Source organism: Sutcliffiella sp. NPDC057660 (assembly GCF_042800035.1).
Taxonomy (GTDB): Bacteria; Bacillota; Bacilli; order Bacillales; family Bacillaceae_I; genus Sutcliffiella_A.
Genome location: NZ_JBHVHV010000019.1, coordinates 1 through 26,386, shown reverse-complemented (window position 1 = coordinate 26,386; position 26,386 = coordinate 1). Strand labels below are relative to the sequence as shown.

Here is a 26,386-nt window from a genome sequence, read left to right as displayed (position 1 = left end):
CTGGTCAGCCAATTGATAAAACGCTTTCCTTTTATCTTATTAATCGGAAAGCAATTATTTAATATTAATTATATAACAAAATAACAAAAAATTCTGCAATAATTTTAGAAAGCGTTTGCAAATTTAGAAGGAATTGAAGGGATTATGTAGAATTAGTAGTATGTTAGAGCATTTTTTGCTTAGTATTCAGGTAATTTCTAGTGAAGGGAGACAGCTCTATGCAAAAGATACTTATTGCCAACCGGGGAGAAATAGCGGAACGGATCATCCGCACATGCAATCGGTTGGGTATTGAAACTGTTGCAGTATATTCAGAGGCTGATAAAGACTTGCCTTACGTCCATTCAGCAACTATTGCAAGACATATAGGAGAAGCCCCACCTCAGAAATCCTATTTGAATGTGGACCTTTTGATTGAAATTGCAAAAGAAGAAAATGTGGATGCCGTACATCCGGGATATGGATTTTTATCGGAAAACGGGGAATTCAGTGAGAGGCTGCATGAGGAAGGGCTGATATTTATCGGTCCGTCTGTCGATGTCATCAAACTGATGGGGGATAAGCTCTCATCAAGAAGAACCATGATTGAAGCTGGCGTTCCTGTTGTACCTGGATCCGAACAGCCGGTGGAAAGCCTGGAAGCAGCTTGTCAGCTTGCTGCTGAGATCGGCTATCCTGTTATGTTGAAAGCGAGTGGAGGCGGTGGAGGCATCGGGATGCACCGATGTGAAAACCAACAGGATATAGAGAAAACTTTTGAACAGACAAAGAAAAGAGCAAAAGCATATTTTAAAAATGAAGATATGTTTATTGAAAAATACGTTGAAAACGCGAGACACATTGAAGTGCAGGTATTTGGTGACAGTCACGGAAATGTTGTACATATGTATGAGAGAAACTGCTCTGTTCAGCGTCGAAATCAAAAAGTGATCGAAGAGGCGCAAAGTCCTGCAATCAGTGAAGGCGCAAGAATGAAGATTTGTGAAGCGGCTGTTCTAGCTGCCAAGCAAGTCAATTACTCTAATGCAGGTACAGTGGAATTCATTATGGATGACAAGGAGAATTTCTATTTCCTTGAAATGAATACAAGGCTACAGGTGGAACACCCGATTACTGAATCCATTACCGGACTTGATCTTGTTGAGTGGCAGCTTCTTGTTGCTGCCGGAAATCCTCTCCCATTAAAGCAGCAGGAGATCACAAGTCAAGGGCATGCCATAGAATTCAGGGTTTATGCCGAGGATCCGGTTACGTTCTTTCCATCGCCGGGACAGATTACAAAATGGCATATGCCGCTGCAAGAAGGAATAAGAATCGATAGTGGATATGGTCCGGACCTGAAAGTTACACCATTCTATGATCCTATGATTGCCAAAATTATCATAAACGGACAAACTCGGGAAGAAACAATCGATCGTGCCAGAGAGTATCTGGAGCAAGTGGAAGTGGAAGGGATAAAGACCAATCTGCCGTTTTTAAGGCATGCGCTACAAATAGATGAATTCATTAAAGGGGATTACCATACCGGCTTTATTCAGTCCATGAAGCCAATCACAAACTGATGTTGGACATACACCATGAATCTTAGGAGGAAATCACAATGAAAAAAATTGAAGCATCAATGGCAGGTACTATTTGGAAAATCTTAGTTGAGGCAGGAGACGAAGTCACTGCAGGTCAGACTGTTATTATCCTGGAAAGCATGAAAATGGAAATTCCTCTCGAAGCAGCTGTTGATGGGAAAGTATCATCCATTCATGCTGCAGAGGGTGACTTTGTAAATGACGGAGATGTACTTCTCGAACTGGAATAGCCGATAAAGTCAACTAAGAGGCAGAATGGAGGGCTCTGAATGATCAAAACAAGCGATCTGGATCAACAGTTTCAGGAAAACGTAGATAAGATTAAACGTGGTGGAAGTGAAAAATACCATGAAAAGCTGAAAGAGCAGAACAAACTGTTCGTAAGGGACCGTTTGGGGCTGTTATTTGATAATGGTCAATATGAAGAAGACGGGATTTTCGCAAACAATCAAGCAAAGGGACTTCCTGCAGATGGTGTCGTTACGGCAATTGGAAAAATTCATGGTCAGACGGTATGTGTTATGGCAAACGATTCAACCGTAAAAGCGGGTTCCTGGGGAGCAAGGACAGTGGAAAAGATTATCCGAATCCAGGAAACAGCGGAAAAACTGATGGTTCCAATCCTTTATCTTGTTGACTCTGCCGGAGCGAGAATAACCGACCAGCTGGATATGTTTCCAAATAGACGTGGTGCAGGAAAAATCTTTTACAACCAGGTGAAACTCTCCGGGATGGTACCGCAAGTATGTCTTTTGTTTGGGCCATCCGCTGCAGGTGGTGCCTATATTCCAGCTTTCTGTGACATTGTGGTAATGGTGGACGGAAATGCATCCATGTATTTGGGATCACCGAGGATGGCCGAAAAGGTCATAGGGGAGAAGGTTACCCTTGAGGAAATGGGCGGAGCAAGAATGCATTGTTCTGTGAGTGGCTGCGGTGATGTGCTTGCCTCATCTGAAGAGGAAGCGATCAGTCTTGCACGTCAATATATGACCTATTTTCCGAGCAGTTACCAAACCAAGACTGCCGAGGTTGATCCGGTAACTCCGAAAGAGGGGAGAAACCTGGCTGACATCATTCCTGTCAACCAGAATGCACCTTTTGATATGTATGAAGCAATTGACCAGTTGATTGATGCAGACAGTTTTTTTGAAATGAAGAAACTGTTTGCCCCAGAACTTATCACCGGCTTGGCGAGAATAGATGGCAAGGTGGTAGGGATCATCGCCAACCAGCCAAAAGTGAAGGGTGGAGTCCTTTTTGTGGATTCTGCGGATAAGGGAGCAAAGTTTATTCAGCTTTGTGATGCCTATCATATTCCATTACTTTTCCTCGCAGATGTTCCAGGATTTATGATCGGTACCAAAGTGGAGCGGGCGGGCATTATCCGCCACGGCGCAAAATTAATTGCTGCGATGAGCTCCGCAACCGTGCCCAAAATCTCGGTTGTGGTCAGGAAGGCATATGGTGCAGGTCTGTATGCGATGGCTGGTCCGGCCTTCGAACCGGATTGCTGCATTGCGCTTCCTACTGCTCAAATTGCGGTTATGGGTACGGAGGCGGCGGTTAATGCTGTCTATTCCAATAAAATAAATGAGATTGAAGACCCAAAAGAGCGAATGGCATATGTTCAGGAAAAACATCAGGAATATAAAGAGCACATTGATATCTATAAGCTGGCATCTGAACTGATTGTCGATGATATCGTTCCGGCCAAAGATCTTCGAAATGTATTAATAAGCCGTTTTCATTATTATTCAAGTAAGCAAATGAATTTTAGTCACCGCAAACATCCGGTTTATCCAGTATAATTTTAAGAGAGGACCTACTCATTTGAACGTGAGTAGGCCCTCTCTTTTTTTACAACATTTTTAAAGATTTATTGTTAATTTCCTGTAGATTATCCTTCATATATTGGTACAATAAGAAGAAATAGGTAAAAAGGTGGAGGGGCATGATGAACATTGGAATTATTGGAGCTGGTGCGATAGGCCTTTTATATGCGTACCATTTTTCAGCTCTATTTCCTGTCACACTCTACACAAAACGTCCCGAACAGTGTAAAGAGCTGAAAGACAAGGGGATAACCCTGGTGGAGGGAAATCTCCCTGTTGGTAACAGAAAGGTAACTGTAAAGAAACTTTCTGAGAAATCTAAGCTTGTAGAGGAAATAATCATTGTGGCGGTTAAGCAATATGTACTGCAAGATATAATGCCGCATTTACTGAAATTGAAGAAAGATCAATGTGTGCTCTTCCTTCAAAATGGGATGGCCCATGTGAAGCAGGCGGAAAAAATAGAAAATGCTCACCTTTTAATCGGAGTTGTGGAGCATGGTGTAAAAAAGCTGGATGACGTAACGGTCAACTGGACAGGTAAAGGATCGACAAAAGTTGCACCATTTCGAAGCGATTCCTCTGACTCACGCATTCTGGATATGTGGGAAAAGGGTTTATCCGAGAGCTTTCCATTAATAAAAAGTAATAGTTACCAAAACATACTCGTGGAGAAATTGGTGGTAAATGCCATAATCAATCCACTGTCAACTCTATATCGCGTAAAAAATGGACAATTGGTACATAACCGATTCTACAAAGAAACCATGTATGACCTGTACCGGGAAATTTCGTTTTTAATAGAAATAGAGGAAAGGGAAAAGATGTGGGATCATGTTTTAAACATATGCAGCAATACAGCAGAAAACCGCTCTTCCATGCAACGGGATATCGAATTTGGGAGGCGGACCGAGGTGGATGCGATATTAGGTTATCTCATCTTTTTAGCTGGAGAACAAGGAAAAAAAGTGCCCCTTACAGAATTTATTTATAGGAGCATCAAAGGATTGGAAGAGGATAATTTGCATGCAAAACAGTGATGGTCTAAAAGCCATTTCTGTAACAATAAGGTTCGAGGAAGTGAGGTAGAAGAGCCATGTCCAATTTTATTACTGTCTTTTTTGCTACAATCGTTACAGTCCCTATATTTGCCTTGTTTCTTTTTTACGTATTTGCAAGGAGTATCACGAAGAATAATAAAAGGTCCTTTCATGCTGCCGTAGATTCCTCCACCTTATTTTTTATTCTTGCCGTCCATTTCCTGATTGTTATCATATGGGAGCGTTCTTATTTATGGATTATCCTGATGGTTCTTGTATCCATTGCCATGATCATGGTTATTACGCATTATAAAATCAAGCAGGAAATACATTTCAAAAAAGTGTTCAAAGGATTTTGGCGCTTCAATTTCCTTTTGTTTTTCTTTGCCTATTTCTGCCTGGCTCTTTTTGGTGTAATGAAAAGAATATATGAAACTTTTGCGTGAATTTTTTTAGGCAATTTTTTTTGATTCAAAACAAATCAATGCTATACTCATGGAGATATGGATATTTGATCGATTAGAAAGGACGTACTTTATGAATATAGTAGAACTTGCGCTTCCTACTATCAATAAGTTCGCATCAGCTTATTTATCAGAAGAGGAAAGCTTACACCGTTTTTTTACATATAATCCGTTTTCAACAAATTCATTTGAAAACAGAAAAAATGCTCTCAAAGACCGTACCTACCTAAGAGAGGAAATTGCGGATCATTTATTAAGCTATAATACCAACTACCATGCCGATGAAAAAACCTTACATAATATTGAAAGACTGCGGTCTGAAGAATCATTGGTCGTAATCGGTGGGCAGCAGGCCGGATTATTGACAGGACCCCTTTATACAATCTCCAAGATTATCAGCATCATTAAACTTGCACAAGAGCAGGAAAAAAAGCTTGGAGTACCTGTAGTGCCGGTCTTTTGGATTGCCGGGGAGGATCATGACTACCATGAAATCAATCATGTGAATATCCCGGCAGACAATTCTGTTGAAAAGATTTCCCTACCGATGAAGTCAGCTGGAAAGAAAATGGTTTCGGAGCTTGAACTTGATAAGACAAAACTTAGGGAATGGATGCTCAAAATTATAAATTCCTTTGGAGAAACGGCTTTTACGAATGATATAAAGGCTCTGTTGGAAAGATCCTTACAATCTGCAGACAATATTGTCGATTTCTTCGCTGAGCTAATCACCACTCTGTTCAAGGGAACTGGTTTGATACTTGTGAATGCATCAGACCCTGACCTCAGGAAAATGGAGGTTCCATTCTTTCAGCGTATCATCAACAACCATAAAAGTATTACTTCGGAAGTCATATCAGCCCAAACCGATCTTGCAAAAGTCGGATACAATCAGATGCTTGAGGTTCAGGCAAATTCCATGAATATCTTCTTTCATATACAAGGGGAGAGGGAGCTTCTTTACTGGGATGAAGAATCACAGACAGCCTGTACAAAAGACAGAAAGACGTCGTTGACATGGGAACAGCTCAAGGAAGAAATCCAATCCAATCCCCACCATTTTTCAAACAATGTTGTAACACGCCCTATGATGCAGGAAATGCTTTTTCCGACTCTTGCCTTCATCGGTGGTCCTGGAGAAATCAGCTATTGGGCAGAATTGAAAGGGGCTTTCGAAGCGCTAGATCTTGAGATGCCTCCTGTTGTGCCTCGTATCGGATTGACAATAGTGGAGCGGCATATTGAATCCACAGTCAACGAGCTGGGTGAAAACATAGAAGATATTTTGAAATATGGCTTGGAGGAGAAAAGGCTAGCTTGGTTAAGAAATCAGGAGTTGGCGGAACTTGAGAATCGCCTAGAATACTACCAGAAGGAATATGAGCAGGTTCATCAAAAGTTCAGGGAAGCTGGCAAGGGTGTCCTGCCGCATCTGGAGTCCGTCTTTGAAAAAAATTGGAACTTGATTGACAGGCAGTTCGCCTTTATGAAACGGCTGATGGAACGCTCTTCCTATGAGAAACATGCAAATGTCATGAAAAAGTACCATCGTGCTGAGCTTTCGCTCGTTCCAAATTCCCTGCCGCAAGAGAGGGTATGGAATATTTACTACTATTTGAATCAATACGGTCTGGACCTCGTACAACGGATCTGTGAAATGCCACTGGATCATAATGGCAAACACAAACTGATATATATCTAATAGAAGCAAAGAAAAAAGCGACCAATTCCGGTTGCTTTTTTTGTTTTTTATTTTCTGACAATTCGCTGAGGGAAAATAGGTCGTAAACATAAAATTGTTGAAGAATGATAGCACATCATGTTTTTGCGAAGTCAAATTCAGTCAAGTTCATCCTTCATTCATCCTTTTGTCAAAAAATGTTGTAAAAAGATGAAAAACGAAAAAATTTTAGGCTTAAAGGATTTTCTTTTAGGGAAGAGAATAGTACAATAAAGTAAGTGGAGATTAGTGGGGGATTGTGGAGAGAAGTAGAGGGAAGGTGGGGAAGCCGAATGTTCATGGGGGAATATCATCATACTATTGATATAAAAGGGCGTATGATTGTTCCGGCTAAATTCCGTGATCACTTAGGCGAAGCCTTTGTACTTACAAGAGGACTTGATAAATGTCTTTTTGGGTACCCGCTCTCCGAATGGAAAACTGTCGAGGATAAATTGAAACAGTTGCCACTTACAAAAAAGGATGCACGTGCCTTTACACGATTTTTCTTTTCCGGAGCAACAGAATGTGAACTCGATAAGCAAGGAAGAGTGAACATCGCATCTCCACTTGTGCAATATGCCCAATTGGAAAAAGAATGTGTCGTAATCGGCGTATCCAACAGAATAGAAATTTGGAGCAAAGAGAACTGGAATTCATTTGTGGAAGACTCGGAAGATTCCTTCGCAGAAATTGCAGAAAACCTCGTAGACTTTGACTTATAAAAGGGATATATTACAAAGCACCAGCAAGAGCAGCTTGGATAAAAGCCCTAAACCGTGGAAAAATATTAGGGAATGAAGCACACTAACAGGATGGAAACAGCTATGAGCTAGAAAGGCGGTGGAAGATGTTTCACCATGTAACAGTACTTTTGAATGAAGCAGTGGAAGGTCTTAACATCAAAGAAGACGGTATTTATGTCGATTGCACGCTTGGTGGGGCAGGACATAGCTCTGAAATTGTTAAAAGGCTTTCAGAAAAAGGAAGGCTGGTTGCATTTGATCAGGATGATAGTGCCCTTGAGCACGCGAAGCACGTTTTACATAACTACCTGGATCGTGTCATCTTCATCAAAAGCAATTTCAAATTCCTGAAAGAAAAATTGTATGAGCACGGAATCACCAAAGTGGATGGCGTATTATTCGATTTAGGTGTTTCCTCTCCACAGCTGGATACACCAGAAAGAGGCTTCAGCTACCACCATGAAGCCCCGCTTGATATGAGGATGGACAAAGATAGTCCCCTGAGCGCCTATGATGTAGTCAATGAATGGCCTTATGAAAAACTAGTCCGTATTTTCTTCCAATATGGAGAAGAGAAATTTTCCAAGCAGATAGCGAGGAAAATCGAGGAGTACCGCAAGCATAAACCGGTTGAAACAACCTTGGAGCTTGTTGAAATCATTAAAGACGGTATTCCTGCACCTGCAAGAAGAACTGGAGGACACCCTGCGAAGCGTGTATTCCAGGCGATCCGCATCGCTGTAAATGATGAACTGGGAGTTTTTGAGGATGCAATCCACCAAGCTATCGATGTGTTGAAGCCGGGTGGAAGAGTCAGTGTCATCACCTTCCATTCACTTGAGGACAGAATGTGCAAAGTGGCTTTCAAGGAAAAAAGTCAACTGCCGCAATTGCCGCAAGGATTGCCGATCATTCCGGAAGAATTTGAACCGGTACTAAAGCTGGTAACAAGAAAGCCCATTTTACCCAGCGAGGATGAACTTGAGGCGAATAATCGTGCCAGATCTGCAAAACTAAGAGTTGCCGAAAAAGTTAAAGACTAATGTGATACAGATAAAAACTAAAGATTTGGGGGAAGGGAAATGAGTAACTTAGCTCATAAAATTCAGAGACAACACGAAGAACGACAACAGCAAGCTCCGAAAAAGAATCTAGTAGTCAAAAAACGTGCCAAGATCACCTTAGGGGAAAAAGTGTTGGGCTATATGTTCATTGGGCTGCTGGCTTTTGGATCTATTCATATCATTTCTAACAACAATACGATCTATCAAGTTAACAGCGAGATCCAAACGGTTGAAGGTACTGTAGCCACCCAAATCAATAAGAACCGTGAATTGGAGTTGCAGGTGGCAGAGGAAAGCAGCTATGAGCGCATCCTGGAAAAAGCAAAGAATCTTGGGCTTTCATTAAACGAAAATAACGTGAAGAATGTTCGGGACTAAATGCTATGCAAAATATTGTTCATAAAAAAAGAATTCATTTAGGAGCCGCATTTTTACTTGTAATATTTGCGTTGCTCTTTTTTCTATTAATAGGACGCTTCCTATACCTGCAGGCTACAGGTGAAGTAAAGGGCCATAACATGTCTGCCGAGGCGGCAAAGTACTATAATGTCGATAAGAACATCCAGGCCGACAGAGGGGCTATCCTTGATAGAAGTGGAGATCCGATAGCAGAAGATACACCATCCTTCAACCTCGTCGCAGTTTTGGATGAATCTCTTTCAACCGAAAAGATTAAACGCCATGTCGTAGATCCAAAAGAAACCGCTAGCAAGCTTGCGCCACTGCTTGAAGCGGATGAAAGCGAGATACTTGAGAAATTGGAGCAGGATAGGAAACAGGTTGAGTTCGGGGCAATCGGGCGCGACATCTCTCCTTCAGTCAAGAATAAAATAGAAGAGCTCGAGCTTCCCGGAATAGCATTTATTGAAGGAAAGAAACGATACTACTGGAACGGTGTGTTTGCAAGCCATGTTATTGGGTTTGCTAGGCCGGATGAAAATGGCCAGGTTAAAGGTGCTATTGGATTGGAGAAAATGCTGGAAGAAGAATTGAAAGAGCAGGACGGCAACTACACAATCAAAACTGATAATAAAGGCACGGTTTTACCAAAAGATGCCAATGTATCCTTTGTTCCGGCAATAAACGGAAAGAATGTACATCTGACTTTGGATAAGACGATTCAGACGTTTCTTGAAGAAGCGATGAATGAAGTGGAAGAAAAATATGAGCCTGAGAAAATAATGGCCATTGTTGCCGACCCTAAAACCGGGCAGATATTGGCGATGGGTTCAAGACCTACCTTTGATTTGAATACCCGGGAAGGACTTACGGACAATTGGAATAACGATACTATTTCCTATCGTTATGAACCTGGTTCCACGATGAAAATCTTTTCCTTGGCTGCTGCAATCGAAGAAGGCGTCTATAACGGTTCAACGCTTTATGAATCAGGGACGTACATGCTGCCTAAAGATCCGATTCCGGTAAGAGACCATAATGGAGGGGTAGGATGGGGGACGATTACATTTGATGAAGGTGTTCAACGCTCATCAAACGTTGCCTTTGCCTTGCTGGCGGACAAAATGGGGACAGATACACTCCTGGAATATATTAAAGCATTCGGAATGGACAAACCTACAGGGATTGACCTGCCGGATGAAACCACAAGTAACATAAACTATCATTACAACCGTGACCGTATCTCTACCGCTTTTGGACAAGCCTCTGCTTTTACCCCAATACAGCAGATTCAAGCGGCAACAGCAATAGCGAATGATGGGAAAATGATGCAGCCATACGTGATTGACAAAATCGTCGACCCAAATACGAATGAAGTGGTTCTGCAAAATAAGCCCAAGCAAAAAGGCGAGCCGATCTCAAAAGAAACGGCCAATAAAGTACTCTCTGTCCTTGAATCAGTAGTAACTGCTGAAAATGGAACCGGACGTCCCTATGCTATTGAGGGTTACAGTGTAGCAGCCAAGACTGGAACAGCCCAGATGCCTGGTCCTGACGGAAAATATCTGTATGGACATGGGGAATACATCTATAGCATAACAGGTATGGCGCCAGCGGATAATCCCGAGCTTCTCATATATGTTGCGGTGCAAAAGCCGAAAATTGAGAAGCATGAAAATGGGGCTGGACCGGTATCCGGGGTATTCAATAGCGTGATGAGAAGAAGCTTGCAGTATTTGAGCATACAGCCTGACGAGAAGGTGCAAAGTGCTCCGAAGAAAAAACAGACAGGCCACAAGGTGCCAGATCTGGTTGGCGGAAGTGTTAAAAATGCCATAAACGGAAGCCAGGATGCCGAATCGCCGGAATATGTTGTGCTTGGAAATGGATCCAAGGTACTCAAGCAGATTCCAGAAGCGGGCCAATCGGTAATCAAAGCCGAACAGGTTCTTCTTCTTACGGAAAAAGAACCGCCGATGCCGGATATGACAGGCTGGAGCCTGAGAGATGTCAGAAAACTGACGAATCTGTTGGGAATTAAACCGAACATCGTCGGCAATGGCTATGTACACAAGCAGAATATTGCTCCTGGAACAGTTCTGAAAAGTGGTGACCACCTCATCATTGAATTGAAATCCAACAGGCCTCTTCCTGAAAGTGAAAATGAGGAGGAAGAGGAAGAAAGGGACGCTGTGAGCTGAACCCAAAATATAGGCTATTGGACATGGAGTGGTAACTTCTGTTCTATAGCCTTTTTTTCTTTGGTTGTTTTCGCATTCATTGTGCCAATTTGATAAAATGTCCCGTCAAATATAGCCGTTGATTTCCGCTGCAGACACAAGATTCCCGGGGGACGGATGGGAGCCTCCTCGGCTTCGCCTGTGGGTCTTCCATGCCCTCTACTCTCCCGCAGGAGTCAAGTGTCCTCCGCTACAATCAACTCAGTTTTCAATATTATTTGCTCTGCTGAATTGAAAAGATGAGACAAAGTCCAATTTTTAAACTTTAGAAGGCAAATATAATACTATGAGTCACCCCTGTTGGTTGGAGTGCGAGGCGTGAGTCTCCTTGAAAATGCAAGCATTTTCTGCGTGCGATGTATCGCTGCCGGAGCCTTCCTTGTCCTGCGGGAGCAGCGTGTCAAGGGAGACCCCGCAGGCGCAAATGCGCCGAGGAGGCTCCCGAGGCCGCCCGCGATCGCTGCCGCCTGGAACGGAGACCAACATGGTGTTTATGTTCACATTTTATCTTTAGTCCAGCTCGCTATGCTTAAAGCAACAATCTTTACAAAAAGAGCCTTCTCTTTAATCAAACATTTTTGACGGCACCGTCATCATTATTCGCCTCTCGGCATGTTCTATCCCCCGTTGTACAAGCATATATTACAACGAATATTAAAGGAGGTTCATGTGTTATGCGAGTATCTCATGTTGCGGTACGGAGAAGATTGACTGTGGTATTACTGGTAGGCATCCTTCTATTTACAATCATCGATCTGCGCTTAGGCTATGTGCAGTTTGCTCTAGGGAATATGTTGACGGACCGTGCTAAGGACTCATGGAGCCGTAACATCCCTTTTGAACCGGAGCGGGGTGATATTCTGGATCGAAACGGAGTACCTTTGGCCACAAATATGAGTGCACCTTCTGTGTTGGTGGTTCCAAGACAAATTCAAGATCCAAATCAAACAGCTGAAAAATTGGCAGCTGTCTTAAATATGTCCAAAGAAAAATTGTACAAGCAGATTACCAAAAATTCTTCCATGGAAAGAATCAATCCCGAAGGAAGGAAAATATCCCATGAGAAGGCAAAGGAAGTTCGTGCATTGGATCTTAAAGGTGTGTATATTGCCGAAGATTCGAAAAGACATTATCCTTTTGGCAGTTACCTCTCGCATGTCCTTGGATTTGCCGGCATCGACAATCAGGGGCTGATGGGATTGGAGTTGTATTATGATGAACAACTCAAAGGGAATAAAGGGCATGTTCAGTTCTATTCGGATGCAAAAGGTCGAAGAATGCCTGATATTCCAGATGATTATGTAGCTCCGGTGGACGGTCTTGACCTTAGGCTCACGATAGACTCCAAGGTGCAGACCATCATGGAGAATCAACTGGATCTTGCCTATGAACAATATAATCCGGATGGAATCATTGCCATAGCGATGGATCCTAATACTGGCGAAATACTGGCTATGTCGAGCAGGCCCGATTTTGATCCTGCTGAGTTCCAAAAGGTCCCGCCAGAAATCTACAATCGAAATCTGCCTGTTTGGAGTACGTATGAGCCGGGATCAACATTCAAAATAATTACATTGGCTGCAGCATTGGAAGAAAATAAAGTCAATCTGACAAAAGACACCTTCAATGATGACGGGGCTGCTGAGGTGGCGGGTGCGAGACTGCGCTGCTGGAAAAAGGGCGGACATGGCCATCAGACGTTTTTGGAAGTCGTCCAAAATTCCTGTAACCCGGGATTCGTGGAATTGGGACAACGTCTTGGTACGGATACATTATTTGATTACATTAAATCATTTGGATTTGGGGAGAAAACCGGCATTGACCTCCAAGGTGAGGGGAAAGGGATTCTCTTTAAGCCAGAACGTATAGGACCTGTAGAACTTGCGACAACCGCATTTGGCCAGGGGGTTTCCGTGACACCGATCCAGCAGGTGGCGGCAGTGTCTGCGGCAATCAATGGTGGGATACTCTATACACCTTACATTGCCAAGGAGTTTATCGACCCGGTATCAGGGGACGTGGTTTCAAGAAACACACCTGTAGAAAAGAGAAGGGTCATTTCGGAAGAAACCTCCAACCAAGTTCGATATGCATTGGAAAGTGTCGTTGCGCAAGGCACAGGAAAAAATGCATTTGTAGAAGGATACCGGGTGGGAGGAAAAACAGGAACCGCCCAAAAAGTGCAGAATGGTCGATATATGGAAAACAATCATATCGTTTCCTTTATTGGATTTGCTCCTGCAGACGACCCGCAGATTGTTGTCTATCTGGCAATTGATAATCCAAAAGGCACCGTTCAGTTCGGTGGAGTAGTAGCAGCACCAGTCGTCGGGAATATAATGGAGGAAAGCCTAAGCGCGCTTGGTGTGGATAAGAGAAAAGGACAAATAGAAAAGGAACTGCAATGGCCGGATGTCCCTTTGGTTGAAGTGCCTGATTTGAAAGGCATGTCCAAAAAAGAACTAGTTCAGCAGCTGATCACGCTGAAGCTTGACATCAGCGGGGACGGAGACGTAGTAGTGGAACAGGCACCAAAGCCGGGAACAAAAGTCAAAGAGGGTTCCACAATTCGAGTATACATGTCCGGTTCCAATAAAAGTGATAAAGACTAAAAAAACCAAGGGCCCTAAAGCGGGCTCTTGGTTTAATTTCCCTAAATAGGATAGAATGGAGATAGGATGAAAATTCTACCTGTCAATTAACAGTCTAACCTACACTTTCAAGCGTCCTTGAGCAATTCCAAGTAGAAGGGAATGATTCCTATGATGCTTCAAGACTTAATTCAATATTTACACCGATATCAGGTATCTTCTGCTTTAAATCCAGCAATAGATTCGATCGAGATGGATTCCCGGTTGGCAAGGAAGGGGAGTTTATTTTTTTGCATTAAGGGGTATACGGTAGATGGTCATAACTATGCAGAAGAAGCGATCAGAAATGGTGCGGTTGCCATTATTTCCGAAAAAGTGTTGGATGTGCCAGTACCAGTAATAGTTGTCCCGGATTCCAAAAGGGCAATGGCGATTTTAGCTGATATTTTTTATGGTCAGCCTACACATAAATTGCATCTCATCGGAATTACGGGAACCAATGGGAAAACTACGACAACCCATATCATCGAATCCATATTTCAAAAACATGGACAGAAAACAGGAATGATCGGCACCATCAATATGAAAATCGGTAATAGGTCCTTTCCTGTGAAAAATACGACACCAGATGCGCTGACACTTCATGAATCTTTTCATCAAATGGTGAATAATGAAGTTCAGACCGTTGTGATGGAGGTTTCTTCCCATGCCCTGCATATGGGCAGAGTCTATGGATGTGATTTTGATGTTGCGGTATTTACGAATCTCACTCAGGACCATCTGGATTATCACAAGACGATGGAAGAATACCAGTTTGCCAAATCCTTGCTATTTTCCTCTCTGGGGAATGCCTATAACCTACAAAAGCCCAAATTCGCCGTATTGAATGCTGATGACGATGCAAGTGGATTTTTTGCCCGGTCTACAGCCGCCCAGGTAATTACCTATGGAATAAATAATAAAAGTGATATTATGGCTTCCAATATTAAAATATCAGGGAAAGGTACCAAGTTTGACTTAGTATACGACAACAGGGTGGTTCCTATTCATTTGCAGTTGGTGGGGCAATTCAGTGTCTACAACGTATTGGCTGCAATTGCCGCGTCTTATGTTTCCGATATTCCAATGGAAACGATTATTAAGGTTGTAGAGGAAATGAAAGGAGTCCCTGGCAGGTTCGAGGTTATCGAAGAAGGTCAGGACTATACTGTGATAGTGGATTATGCACATACCCCTGACAGCCTGGAAAATGTATTAAGGACAGCCAAACAACTATCCGAGAAAAACATTATCTGTGTGGTCGGATGTGGCGGAGACCGTGACCGTTCAAAAAGGCCCTTAATGGCAAAGGCCGCAATAAGCCATGCGCAAAAAGTAATATTCACGCTTGATAATCCACGTACTGAGCATCCTGCTCAGATTTTTATGGATATGGAGGCAGGGGTAGAGGGTCAGTCTTATGAAATTATTGAGGATCGGAGAATGGCCATATCAAAAGCAGTGAACGAGGCAAGTTCGGGAGATGTCATTTTGATTGCTGGAAAAGGGCATGAAACCTATCAGCTGATTGGTGATAAAGTGCTGGAATTTGATGATAGAAAAGTGGCTCGGGAAGCCATACATGCCCGGGGTCTATCATAGAATATGTAGGGTATGGAAAAATGCGCTAATCAGGCTTTCGAAATATCCATGCTAAAAGTCACTGGCAATCCCATAAAATGAGCAGAATTTAAAGAAAAAGATTCATTTCCTAAAGAAAAAGAAAAAACATGAAAAAAAGTATTTGCAGAAGAGGGAAAAACAGATAAAATTTAGTTTTGGTACATCTAATCACTTTTTTGAATGTGTTACCAAAAAGCAAGTTTTGCGCATCCCAGAAGCTTGTAAATGGTGTTTGAAACCATAGGTATGTCCCGCATTTTTGTCGAAGAAGGTTTGAAACGGAGCATATATTCAGTCGCAGAACCTAATGAATCATAATGTTGAAGAATGCTTATGGTGATAATACCTCTACTCATATTACTAGAGAGGAGGGAATAACGATGCAACAACAGGTTGTATTATTTGCCATCGTTATATCTTTTTTAATTACCGTTCTATTATCACCAATTTTTATTCCCTTCCTACGGAGATTGAAGTTTGGTCAAAGCATCCGGGAAGAAGGGCCCCAGTCACACATGAAGAAGACAGGAACCCCTACAATGGGCGGTCTGATGATTCTGCTTTCTGTAGTCGTCACTACGCTTATCATTACAGGCAGATTTGCTGAGGCATCTGTTGAAACCTATCTGTTGCTTTTTGTTACAGTTGGATACGGACTGCTGGGGTTTTTGGATGATTTCATCAAAGTCGTATTAAAAAGAAACCTCGGGTTGACCTCCCTTCAAAAGCTGGTTGGGCAGATCGTCATCGCTGTGGTCTTCTATTTTGTATTCACACAATTCGAGTTCTCTACAGCTGTTTCCATACCTGGAACGGATCTGTCATTTGAATTGGGTATTTTCTATGTAGTTTTCCTGATTTTCTGGCTAGTTGGTTTTTCCAACGCAGTCAATCTGACAGATGGACTTGACGGCCTTGTTTCAGGTACAGCAGCCATTGCATTTGGAGCATTCGCTGTTTTGGCTTGGAATCAATCACAGTTTGAAGTTTCCATTTTCTCTGTGGCAGTCGTTGGTGCGTTACTCGGGTTTCTTGTATTCAATGCCCATCCGGCAAAAGTGTTTATGGGAGATACAGGGTCATTGGCTCTTGGTGGAGCAATTGCAACTGTAGCAGTCCTTTTGAAGCTTGAAATCATCTTGATCATTATTGGGGGCGTATTCGTTCTTGAAACACTTTCTGTTATTATCCAGGTTATTTCTTTTAAAATAACTGGACGAAGAATCTTCAAGATGAGTCCGCTTCACCACCATTATGAGCTTGTTGGATGGTCGGAATGGCGTGTTGTGGTATCCTTTTGGACAGTTGGCCTATTATGTGCAGTCCTGGGAATCTATTTAGAGGTGTGGATCTGATATGAAGCATATTGACCTTTATAAGGAAAAGAACGTACTTGTCTTAGGACTGGCAAAAAGCGGCACAGCCACGGCAAATCTATTACATACACTCGGCGCAAATGTCATTGTAAACGATCGTACTCCAATTGAAGGTAATGAGCAGGCGATGGCACTGCAAGCCAAAGGAATGGAGGTAATCTGCGGAGGGCATCCATTAAGCATCTTTGATCAGGACATCGATATGGTATTCAAAAATCCGGGAATTCCTTATACGAATCCGTTGGTGGAGTTGGCCATTCAAAAAGGTATTCCTGTACTTACTGAAGTGGAGCTTGCCTATCAGATCAGCGAAGCGGATTTTATCGGCATTACCGGTTCAAATGGCAAAACCACTACCACCACGTTGATTGATGAAATACTTGAAGCGGGCGGGAAGTCTCCTCTTATTGCAGGAAACATCGGTCAAGTTTCTGTAGAGGTGGCCCAAAAAGCTACTTCATCGAACATCATGGTGACAGAGCTTTCTTCCTTTCAATTAATGGGTATTGAATCCTTCCGCCCAAAAATTTCTGTGCTGCTGAATATTTTTGAGGCTCATTTGGATTATCATGGCACAGTAGGAGATTATGCAAAAGCCAAAGCGGCAATCATGAAGAATCAGACAAATGAAGATTTTGCAGTGATTAATGCAGATGATGCTGTCATTATGGACATGGTTCTACATTCAAGTGCAACGATTATTCCTTTTTCTGTAACAAAAAAGGTGGATGGTGCATACCTGCAGGATGATGCCATCTATTTTAAGGAAGAAAAAGTGATGGATGTAAAGGATATTGTCTTGCCAGGAAAGCATAATCTGGAAAACATTCTTGCCGCAGTAGCGGCTGTAAAGCTGGTAGGTACCTCCAATGAAGCGATTCACCAAGTGCTTACCTCTTTTACCGGGGTCAAGCACCGCCTGCAGTATGTGGATACAATCGAGAATCGAAGATTTTACAATGATTCAAAAGCTACCAATGTATTAGCCACTCAAAAAGCGATTTCCGCCTTTGAAGAAAAAGTCATTCTGCTGGCTGGCGGTTTGGATAGAGGAAACGAGTTCGATGATCTTCTTCCGTACCTGGACAATGTAAAAGCATTGATCACTTTTGGCGAAACCGCGGAGAAACTTATGAAAACTGCGAAAGAGGCAGGAATAAAAGAGATTAAACGTGTCGATAATGTGGAAAAAGCCGTTCCGGTTGCTTATGAAATGTCCCATGTCGGTGATGTTATCCTTTTATCTCCAGCATGTGCAAGTTGGGATCAATATAAAACATTTGAACAACGGGGAGACATTTTTATAGAGGCCGTGCATAAGCTTAAGTAAGGGCTTGGCCATAGACAGGAGGCTTTGTTCTGATAGTTGCCCACTTCCGGGATTTAAGGGAAGTGCAACATACGGACAAAGCCTTTTTTTTGGCTAAATAGAAGGAAAAAAGAAGCAGGCTGGTTCTCCTTATCTATTTGCTCTAAAAAATGCTCGAGAGGTGTTTTCTGTTGGCGACAAAGCGATCTACTCCCGATTTAATTCTAATCATAACAACACTGACTTTACTTGCGATAGGTTTGATAATGGTCTACAGTGCAAGTGCAGTCTGGGCGGATTATAAGTTCCAGGACACCTTTTTCTTCGCAAAGCGGCAGCTGCTGTTTGCAGGCCTTGGGGTTGTGGCGATGTTCTTTATCATGAATGTGGATTACTGGACATGGCGTACATGGGCAAAGCTGATTATTATTGTATGTTTTATCCTTCTGGTAGCCGTATTGATTCCTGGTATCGGGATGGAACGGAATGGGTCTAGGAGCTGGATAGGAGTCGGAGCATTTTCGGTACAACCTTCAGAATTCATGAAAATTGCCATGATTGCATTCTTGGCAAAGTACTTAAGCGAAAATCAAAAAAAGATTACTTCCTTCAAAAAGGGGTTAGTACCTAGCCTTGGGTTGGTTTTCCTGGCATTTGGAATGATTATGCTTCAACCGGATCTTGGAACAGGGACCGTAATGGTCGGAACCTGTATCGTCATGATTTATGTTGCAGGTGCAAGAATCAGTCACTTTGTTGGATTAGGGTTAATAGGCGTGGCTGGGTTTGTTGCATTGGTACTGTCTGCCCCTTACCGAATAAAGCGAATTACCTCTTTCCTTGATCCGTGGGAAGACCCTTTGAACAGTGGGTTTCAGATTATCCAGTCCCTGTATGCAATCGGTCCCGGTGGTCTACTTGGATTGGGATTGGGTCAAAGCAGGCAAAAATTCTTTTACTTGCCAGAACCACAAACGGATTTCATTTTTGCCATTCTAGCTGAAGAACTGGGCTTTATTGGGGGATCCTTTGTCGTCTTGCTATTTGCGCTCCTGCTATGGAGGGGCATACGCATAGCACTCGGAGCACCTGATCTATATGGAAGTTTCTTGGCAGTAGGCATTATCGCTATGGTAGCCATCCAGGTTATCATCAATGTCGGGGTTGTTACAGGATTGATGCCAGTAACCGGAATCACCTTGCCGTTTTTAAGCTATGGAGGATCCTCATTGACCTTGATGCTTATGGCAGTGGGAATCCTGCTAAATATAAGCAGATATGCAAAATATTAAACGAAAAAGCCAGAAATTCAGTGAAAACTGACTTTCTGGCTTTGCTTATTGGTCACCCTGAAAATATGAATGCACCTCATTTGACTCCCTGTTGATTTCCGTTCCAGGTGTTCGCTTTCCGCGGAAAGCGCAGCCTAGTGCGGAAATCAACAGCGGTGTTTACGGAGCCATTTTATCTGAAGTTATATAAATGAACAATTAAATAACCAGGAATGTTGAAATGAGTATTTGGACCTGAGATAAGTTTCAGCCGCTTTTCGATTATATGACAAAAAATAAAAATTTGGTTACAAAATCTGATTTTGATTGCACAACTCCAACAAGGGATATAGTATATAGATATTATGCGCGCAAAGTGATGAGTCTTTTTTATTATTTGACGTTTAGATTAGCGGAAAATATGCTAGGATGGATTAAAGGGGTTTATCCTTATAGTACGATGGGTATATAACTATCGTTCGTTTTTTTCATAATACATATTTAGACTCATCCCATCCCTTTACGATGCATTAGGCTGATGTACCTTCTTTTTTTATACTGCATAGAATAAAAAAAGATCAAGTACACGGCAATAAAAACGATTTACACTCTTTCATTATAAAATTAATTGAATGATTGACGGTACGTGTATGTAGGAGGAAATTATGGAACATTTACAGTTGGTTAGTGAGCTGCAAGAAGCAAATGTAGGTAAGGTTCTGCCTGATGAGCCATTGGCAAATCATACAACAATGAAGATTGGCGGTCCTGCAGATGTATTGGTAGAACCGAGTAATCTCGAAATGCTGCAGAAGACCATGAAGATTATTCATAAGCATGACGCAAAATGGACTGCGATAGGACGCGGGTCCAATCTGTTAGTGTCAGATCTTGGAATAGAAGGTGTAGTCATAAAGCTTGGGAACGGCATGGACCATCTCGATGTGAGCGGAAATGAAGTGAAAGTGGGCGGTGGCTACTCCCTGATCAAGCTTGTAACCATCATCAGTAAACAAGGATTGACAGGTCTTGAATTTGCTGCAGGCATCCCAGGGACAGTCGGAGGTGCCGTTTATATGAATGCAGGTGCACACGGTTCGGATATGTCCAAAGTACTGAAAGTGGCACATGTATTATTTGAAGATGGCGAGATGGCCTGGTTGACAGCGGAGGAAATGAATTTCTCCTATCGCACATCACTGCTTCAGAAAGAACGCCCAGGAATCTGTCTTGAAGCTGTTTTGAATGTGGAAGAGGGAAACAGGGAAGATGTGGTTGCTACACTTCAAAAGAACAAAGATTACAGACGTAATACCCAACCTTTCAATTATCCTTGTGCAGGAAGCATCTTCAGAAATCCGCTCCCGGAATATGCAGGTGCATTGATCGAAAAAGCCGGCCTGAAAGGGTACACAATCGGTGGTGCAAAAGTTTCTGACATGCATGCTAATTTCATTGTAAATGATAATGGGGCGAAAGCTCAGGATGTACTGGACCTTATCGCACATATCAAAAAAACGGTACTTGAATCATTCAACGTGCAATTAGAGACGGAAGTTGAAATAATAGGAAGAAAATAGTATTCTTTATCCTTTTTTTCACCCCACATGTGATATAATTATGCTAGAAAATCAATGCATAATATATTCTTGGAATATGCCGTGCGGTGGGGTGAAAACGTACTACATGGAAAAAGGGAAAGTAGTTACTTTGGAAGATCGGGTTCCTAAATTAAAAGAGCAGCGAAAACACAAGGCTAACCGGAGACTTATTCTCTATTTATCCTTATTTTTTATCCTGTTATCCCTAATTATTTACTCACAATCTTCCTTAAGCAAGGTCTCGGCTATTAAAGTAAGTGGTGATCGCCACTTGACGGAAGAGGAAATTGTACACTTAAGTGGAATTTCCCTTAAGACAAGCATCTGGAGAGTAAATGAGGAAGAAGCATCCAATCAAATCCTTCAGCATAAAGAAATAAAAGAAGCCCGTGTATTCAGGAAACTTCCCAATACTGTTGAAATTGACATTAAGGAATATAATCGTATCGCATATATATATGACGAAGGGAATTACTTTCCTGTTATCGAAAGCGGGAAAATTTTAGCTGCAATTGAATTGAACTCGCTGCCAGATGATGCTCCCCTTATGATGAACTGGAATCAGGGTGATTCCGTGGAAGAATTTATCGGGGAACTGATGAAGCTGCCCGAATCCATCATCTATGCCATTTCAGAAATTCATCATACGCCATCTGAAGTAGATCCTTATCATATTACACTATTTATGAACGATGGATTCGAGGTTAGTGCAACAGTAAGAGACTTTTCAAATAAAATGTCAGCATATCCCTCCATTGTCGCACAGCTTGATCCGAATCAAAAAGGTGTGATCAATATAGAGGTAGGGACATTTTTCAAACCTTATGAAACAGTTGGAGATGAAGATCAGGATGAAGGTGAACGGTAAACATGTCGTCCTATCCTTTGTTTGTTTAGTGCTTGGATTCATCATTTCCTATTCGTATCAATTAACGCAAGAGGAAGACAACAAAGGAACAGACAGACAATGGGAACGCGACTTTGCAATTCGCGATTCTTTGATAAAGACGGAAGAGCGGAACTTGCAATTGCAAAAAGAATTATTGGACAAGCAGGAAGAACTAAGAAAAATTGAGGAAAGTCTGGCAACAGGAGAGCAGCTTCTTTTCAATCTGGTGGAAGATGCTGAGAATCTTCGAATGTACAATGGAAACGTAAAAGTACAGGGTAAGGGCGTGGAGATAACGCTTTCAGATGCCTCTTATGTACCATCCGAGGAAAATGTAAATAATTATATCGTTCACGAGGGACATGTTTTTAAAGTGATGAACGAGCTTCTCATCTCGGGTGCAGCTGCAGTTTCCATCAATGATCAACGAATTACGAAGAACTCTTATATTGTTTGCAACGGTCCCGTTATCACCATTGATGGAAACCAGTTCCCTGCACCTTTTAAAATAAGTGCAATAGGAGACCCAAAAGTGCTTATTCCTGCACTTAATATCCTTGGTGGTGTAAAGGACCAATTAGTTGCAGATAATATTACGATAAAAATGATGGAAAAGGACAGAATTGTAATAGACCCTGTCATTCAATAGATTAATTGGGCTGCATGCTTGGTAAGGTAAGGTGTTCTAGGTGGTCAATCGGAAATTAAGTTTCACCATTATTACAATTATTGTTGGCCTGATGGTTGCCGTTCAATTTCAAACAGTTCAACAACCGGATATTCGCGATACACGTGATACATGGGAACTGAGAAGCGATCTGAAAAGAGAGCAGGAAATACAGTCGCAAATATTCCAGGAGATTCGGAAATATGAAGCTACTATTCAGGAATATACAAAAGAGCAAAAAAAATCCAAAGAAGCTGCTTTAAGAGATACGCTTGAGGATTTAAAAAAGGATGCAGGCCTGACAGAAGTGAGCGGGCCGGGTATAAGAATGACTGTCAAACCACTTTTCGGGGAAGATATCCTTGGTGAAGTGCAGGAAAATATTTCAGCAGAACTATTGCGTCGATTTGTCAATGAATTGAATTCCTATGATAGTGAAGAAATCTCCATTGCAGGTCAGCGCATCGTCAATAACACGGTGATCCGTGAAATCAATGGTAGGACAAAAGTGAATAATGCATGGATTCCTAACGCGAATTTTGAAATTGTTGTTATTACAGACAACCCGACCAAGTTATATAACCGTCTGCAGGTATCAAGGGCAATGGACGAGTTTGCGATCGAAAATCTATTACTGGAAGTTTCCACTCCCATTAATCATGTCACAGTACCGGCATATGACGAAGCAATCAGAGTGAAATACATGGAGCCGGTGAAGGCAGAGAAGGAGGGGAATTGATATGTGGCTTCCGCTCCTTGGGCTGATAGTAGGAATTGTGTTGGGACTGTATTCTGAAATCAGGGTTCCGGATGAGTATTCGAACTACTTATCCATCGCAGTTCTGGCTGCACTGGATACATTATTCGGTGGGATAAGGGCTCATCTGCAAAACAATTATGATGATAAAGTATTTGTATCCGGATTTTTCTTTAATATCCTATTGGCAGCAAGTTTAGCTTTTCTCGGTGTCCATCTTGGTGTAGACTTGTATTTAGCTGCAGTTTTCGCATTTGGAGTCAGGTTGTTCCAGAATATTGCAGTGATAAGAAGAATTTTATTATCCAAGTGGTCACTTTCTAAAGAAAAAAACGAAAAAAAATGATTTTTAAAAAGGGAAAACATCATGAATGTGGAATACTTTCTAGTATAATAAGTTTTTCCGCTTGTTGTTCTATATAATTGGTTGTTTTTTAGTAGTAGAAGGAGGTGCCATAGAATGAACAGCAATGAAATTTACGTAAGTTTGGACATCGGTACATCCAGTGTTAAAGTAATCATTGGAGAAATGGTAAATGATACTTTAAATATAATTGGAGTCGGTAATGTAAAATCAACTGGTTTACGAAAAGGATCAATAGTAGACATAGATGAGACGGTTCATTCCATCAAGAAGGCAGTGGAGCAGGCAGAAAGAATGGTAGGCCTGCCTATTAACAGAGTGGTGGTAGGAGTAACCGGAAATCATGTGCAGTTGCAGGATTGCCATGGTGTAGTAGCAGTTTCAAGCGAAAATAGGGAAATTGCGGATGAGGATATCGCACGAGTGATTGACGCAGCTCAAGTTTTCTCCATTCCTCCTGAGCGTGAAATAATCGACTGCATTCCAAAACAGTTCATTGTGGACGGATTGGATGAAATTAATGATCCTCGTGGAATGCTTGGAGTACGCCTGGAAATGGAAGGTACCCTCATCACAGGTTCTAAAACAGTTCTACATAATTTATTGCGTTGTGTGGAGAAAGCAGGATTGGAAATAACCGATATCTGTTTGCAGCCTCTAGCAACCGGCTCCATTGCCCTATCCAAGGATGAACGAGACCTGGGTGTTGCGTTGGTAGACATAGGTGGGGGTTCTACTACCATCGCGGTTTATCAAGATGGATTTTTAAAGGCAACAAGCGTGGTTCCTATAGGTGGGGAATATATCACAAAGGATATATCCATCGGTTTACGCACATCTACGGAAGATGCAGAGAAAATCAAAATCAAGCATGGACATGCCTTCTATGATCATGCTTCTGATGAAGAGGTCTTCAGTGTTCCTATTATCGGCAGTGATCAGCACCAACAATTCAGCCAACTTGAAATCTCTGATATTATTGAAGCTAGAATGGAAGAAATTTTCGAACTTGTGCAACATGAGATTAAGAGATTGGGTGTAAGAGATGTACCTGGTGGCTTTGTGCTGACAGGTGGTGTTGTAACAATGCCAGGTGTGCTGGAACTGGCACAGTTGATCTTGAATAACAATGTACGCAAAGCTGTTCCAGATTATATTGGTGTAAGAGAGCCACAGTATACAACTGGTGTGGGACTGATACAATTCGCATATAAAAATGCAAAGCTACAAGGAAGAAAAATCGAGTCTACATCCTCATCTGTAGAACATGTAGAAAAGCGCAGTGGTAAACCAACACAACAAAAAGGAAAGCAGATGAAGCAAGTGAATGAAGAAGAAAAGGTTGGTACAAAAGTGAAGAAATTCTTCGGTCTTTTCTTTGAATAAACATTTGATGAATTTGTTAGTACTTTCTTAGAATTAGGAGGAACAGTTATGTTAGATTTTGATACTAATATCGATCAATTAGCTACCATTAAAGTAATCGGTGTCGGTGGAGGCGGAAATAACGCTGTAAACCGTATGATAGAGCATGGTGTACAAGGTGTGGAATTCATCGCTGTAAACACGGACGCTCAAGCACTGAATTTATCCAAGGCAGAAGTTAAAATGCAAATCGGCGGTAAATTGACCCGAGGACTTGGTGCGGGAGCCAATCCTGAAGTTGGGAAAAAAGCTGCAGAAGAAAGCAAAGAGCAATTGGAAGAAGTATTAAAAGGTGCAGATATGGTATTTGTAACAGCTGGAATGGGTGGAGGTACCGGTACAGGTGCAGCACCTGTCATCGCTCAGATCGCACGTGACCTAGGTGCATTGACAGTAGGTGTTGTTACAAGACCATTCACATTCGAAGGCCGTAAGCGTGCTACTCAAGCAGCTGGCGGTATTGCTTCCATGAAAGAAGCTGTCGATACGCTGATTGTAATCCCTAATGATCGTCTACTTGAAATCGTAGATAAAAACACACCGATGCTTGAAGCATTCCGTGAAGCGGATAATGTACTCCGTCAGGGTGTTCAAGGTATCTCTGACCTTATTGCCACTCCTGGTTTGATTAACCTTGACTTTGCCGATGTGAAAACAATCATGTCCAACAAAGGTTCTGCATTAATGGGTATTGGTGTAGCAACAGGTGAAAACCGTGCAGCAGAAGCTGCGAAAAAAGCAGTATCATCTCCACTACTTGAAACTTCCATCGATGGAGCGCAAGGAGTTCTGATGAACATTACAGGTGGAACAAATCTTAGTCTTTATGAAGTCCAGGAGGCGGCTGATATTGTTGCTTCAGCTTCTGACCAAGAGGTAAATATGATTTTCGGATCTGTTATCAATGAGAATCTGAAAGATGAGATTGTAGTTACAGTTATTGCTACCGGATTCAGTGAAGCGGAAATCAACCATACGAAACAAGGTGCCCGCCCTGTATTTGGTGCACAAAAATCACCTGTACAAAAGCGTGAAGTGAAGCGTGAGGAACAAGTGCAACAGCACCAGGAGCCTGTTCGTCAGCAACAGCCTTCACAGCCACAACAGCAAGAGGAAACATTGGACATCCCGACGTTCCTTCGTAACAGAAACCGTCGCAGATAATAATATATGAGACCCAGCTTCTTTTAAGAGCCATTTCAAAAGCGTAAAATCCGTACTAATACGGGTTTTGCGCTTTTTTTGTTCTTACCCTGTCATCAACACCGACAAATTAGCAAAAAATCCTGGTTCTATAATAAATGTTGGGGTTCCTACACAATTTGAAGACATAAAAAATGCACGTAATCACCCAGTCTAATATACTTGAATTGTCGAGAAACA

Annotated in this window: 22 protein-coding genes; all 22 read left to right on the top strand. The window is 42.1% G+C overall.

The features are described 5' to 3' along the window. Positions 1–218: 218 nt before the first annotated feature. The 22 genes from ACFVAD_RS19790 (at position 219) to ftsZ (ending at position 26,167) form a co-directional block, all read left to right on the top strand. Positions 219–1,562: an acetyl-CoA carboxylase biotin carboxylase subunit gene (locus ACFVAD_RS19790; RefSeq protein ID WP_386644152.1), complete on the top strand. Its 1,344-nt coding sequence runs from the start codon at positions 219–221 to the stop codon at positions 1,560–1,562. Between the two features lie 38 nt (positions 1,563–1,600). Further along, the gene (locus ACFVAD_RS19785) at positions 1,601–1,813 is read left to right on the top strand and encodes an acetyl-CoA carboxylase biotin carboxyl carrier protein subunit (RefSeq protein WP_386644149.1); all 213 of its coding nucleotides are present in this window, start codon (positions 1,601–1,603) and stop codon (positions 1,811–1,813) included. A gap of 39 nt (positions 1,814–1,852) precedes the next feature. Then, entirely contained in the window at positions 1,853–3,394 is a 1,542-nt protein-coding gene (locus ACFVAD_RS19780; protein ID WP_386644147.1) for an acyl-CoA carboxylase subunit beta, read from the top strand. Positions 3,395–3,537: 143 nt separating this feature from the next. After that, positions 3,538–4,458, top strand: coding sequence for a 2-dehydropantoate 2-reductase (locus ACFVAD_RS19775; RefSeq protein ID WP_386644144.1), 921 nt, complete (start codon positions 3,538–3,540; stop codon positions 4,456–4,458). Positions 4,459–4,514: 56 nt separating this feature from the next. Further along, positions 4,515–4,904, top strand: a complete 390-nt coding sequence (locus tag ACFVAD_RS19770) for a DUF3397 domain-containing protein (protein WP_386644142.1) — start codon at positions 4,515–4,517, stop codon at positions 4,902–4,904. Positions 4,905–4,995: 91 nt separating this feature from the next. Continuing rightward, positions 4,996–6,624 carry a bacillithiol biosynthesis cysteine-adding enzyme BshC gene (gene bshC / locus ACFVAD_RS19765; RefSeq protein ID WP_386644139.1) on the top strand — a complete coding sequence of 543 codons (1,629 nt, stop codon included), beginning with the start codon at positions 4,996–4,998 and terminating at the stop codon, positions 6,622–6,624. 311 nt (positions 6,625–6,935) lie between these two features. Beyond that, positions 6,936–7,367 carry a division/cell wall cluster transcriptional repressor MraZ gene (mraZ, locus tag ACFVAD_RS19760; RefSeq protein ID WP_204413469.1) on the top strand — a complete coding sequence of 144 codons (432 nt, stop codon included), beginning with the start codon at positions 6,936–6,938 and terminating at the stop codon, positions 7,365–7,367. A 125-nt stretch (positions 7,368–7,492) separates the two neighbouring features. Then, positions 7,493–8,431, top strand: coding sequence for a 16S rRNA (cytosine(1402)-N(4))-methyltransferase RsmH (gene rsmH / locus ACFVAD_RS19755; RefSeq protein WP_386644135.1), 939 nt, complete (start codon positions 7,493–7,495; stop codon positions 8,429–8,431). Between the two features lie 39 nt (positions 8,432–8,470). Further along, a complete protein-coding gene (gene ftsL, locus ACFVAD_RS19750; RefSeq protein ID WP_386644132.1) occupies positions 8,471–8,830 on the top strand; it encodes a cell division protein FtsL in 360 nt (119 codons plus the stop codon). Positions 8,831–8,835: 5 nt separating this feature from the next. Next, positions 8,836–11,052: a penicillin-binding protein gene (locus tag ACFVAD_RS19745; RefSeq protein ID WP_386644129.1), complete on the top strand. Its 2,217-nt coding sequence runs from the start codon at positions 8,836–8,838 to the stop codon at positions 11,050–11,052. Positions 11,053–11,765: 713 nt separating this feature from the next. Beyond that, positions 11,766–13,703, top strand: coding sequence for a stage V sporulation protein D (locus tag ACFVAD_RS19740; protein WP_386644126.1), 1,938 nt, complete (start codon positions 11,766–11,768; stop codon positions 13,701–13,703). Between the two features lie 150 nt (positions 13,704–13,853). Next, positions 13,854–15,323 carry a UDP-N-acetylmuramoyl-L-alanyl-D-glutamate--2,6-diaminopimelate ligase gene (locus tag ACFVAD_RS19735; protein WP_386644123.1) on the top strand — a complete coding sequence of 490 codons (1,470 nt, stop codon included), beginning with the start codon at positions 13,854–13,856 and terminating at the stop codon, positions 15,321–15,323. Positions 15,324–15,724: 401 nt separating this feature from the next. After that, positions 15,725–16,699, top strand: coding sequence for a phospho-N-acetylmuramoyl-pentapeptide-transferase (mraY, locus tag ACFVAD_RS19730; protein ID WP_386644121.1), 975 nt, complete (start codon positions 15,725–15,727; stop codon positions 16,697–16,699). A 1-nt stretch (position 16,700) separates the two neighbouring features. Beyond that, a complete protein-coding gene (gene murD / locus ACFVAD_RS19725; RefSeq protein WP_386644118.1) occupies positions 16,701–18,050 on the top strand; it encodes a UDP-N-acetylmuramoyl-L-alanine--D-glutamate ligase in 1,350 nt (449 codons plus the stop codon). A gap of 170 nt (positions 18,051–18,220) precedes the next feature. After that, the gene (gene spoVE, locus ACFVAD_RS19720) at positions 18,221–19,321 is read left to right on the top strand and encodes a stage V sporulation protein E (protein ID WP_386644115.1); all 1,101 of its coding nucleotides are present in this window, start codon (positions 18,221–18,223) and stop codon (positions 19,319–19,321) included. 644 nt (positions 19,322–19,965) lie between these two features. Further along, entirely contained in the window at positions 19,966–20,880 is a 915-nt protein-coding gene (gene murB, locus ACFVAD_RS19715; RefSeq protein WP_386644113.1) for a UDP-N-acetylmuramate dehydrogenase, read from the top strand. Positions 20,881–20,986: 106 nt separating this feature from the next. After that, entirely contained in the window at positions 20,987–21,769 is a 783-nt protein-coding gene (locus ACFVAD_RS19710; protein ID WP_386644110.1) for a cell division protein FtsQ/DivIB, read from the top strand. After that, complete coding sequence (locus ACFVAD_RS19705) at positions 21,753–22,439, top strand: DUF881 domain-containing protein (protein WP_386644107.1); 687 nt, start codon at positions 21,753–21,755, stop codon at positions 22,437–22,439. The genes ACFVAD_RS19710 and ACFVAD_RS19705 overlap by 17 nt, the downstream gene beginning before the upstream one ends. A 40-nt stretch (positions 22,440–22,479) precedes the next feature. Beyond that, entirely contained in the window at positions 22,480–23,196 is a 717-nt protein-coding gene (locus tag ACFVAD_RS19700; RefSeq protein ID WP_386644104.1) for a DUF881 domain-containing protein, read from the top strand. Position 23,197: 1 nt separating this feature from the next. Then, on the top strand, positions 23,198–23,560 hold the full coding sequence (locus tag ACFVAD_RS19695; RefSeq protein WP_010193065.1) for a small basic family protein: 363 nt from the start codon (positions 23,198–23,200) through the stop codon (positions 23,558–23,560). Between the two features lie 114 nt (positions 23,561–23,674). Next, positions 23,675–24,964, top strand: a complete 1,290-nt coding sequence (gene ftsA / locus ACFVAD_RS19690) for a cell division protein FtsA (protein ID WP_386644100.1) — start codon at positions 23,675–23,677, stop codon at positions 24,962–24,964. 48 nt (positions 24,965–25,012) lie between these two features. Beyond that, positions 25,013–26,167, top strand: a complete 1,155-nt coding sequence (gene ftsZ, locus ACFVAD_RS19685) for a cell division protein FtsZ (protein WP_386644097.1) — start codon at positions 25,013–25,015, stop codon at positions 26,165–26,167. Positions 26,168–26,386 lie beyond the last annotated feature (219 nt).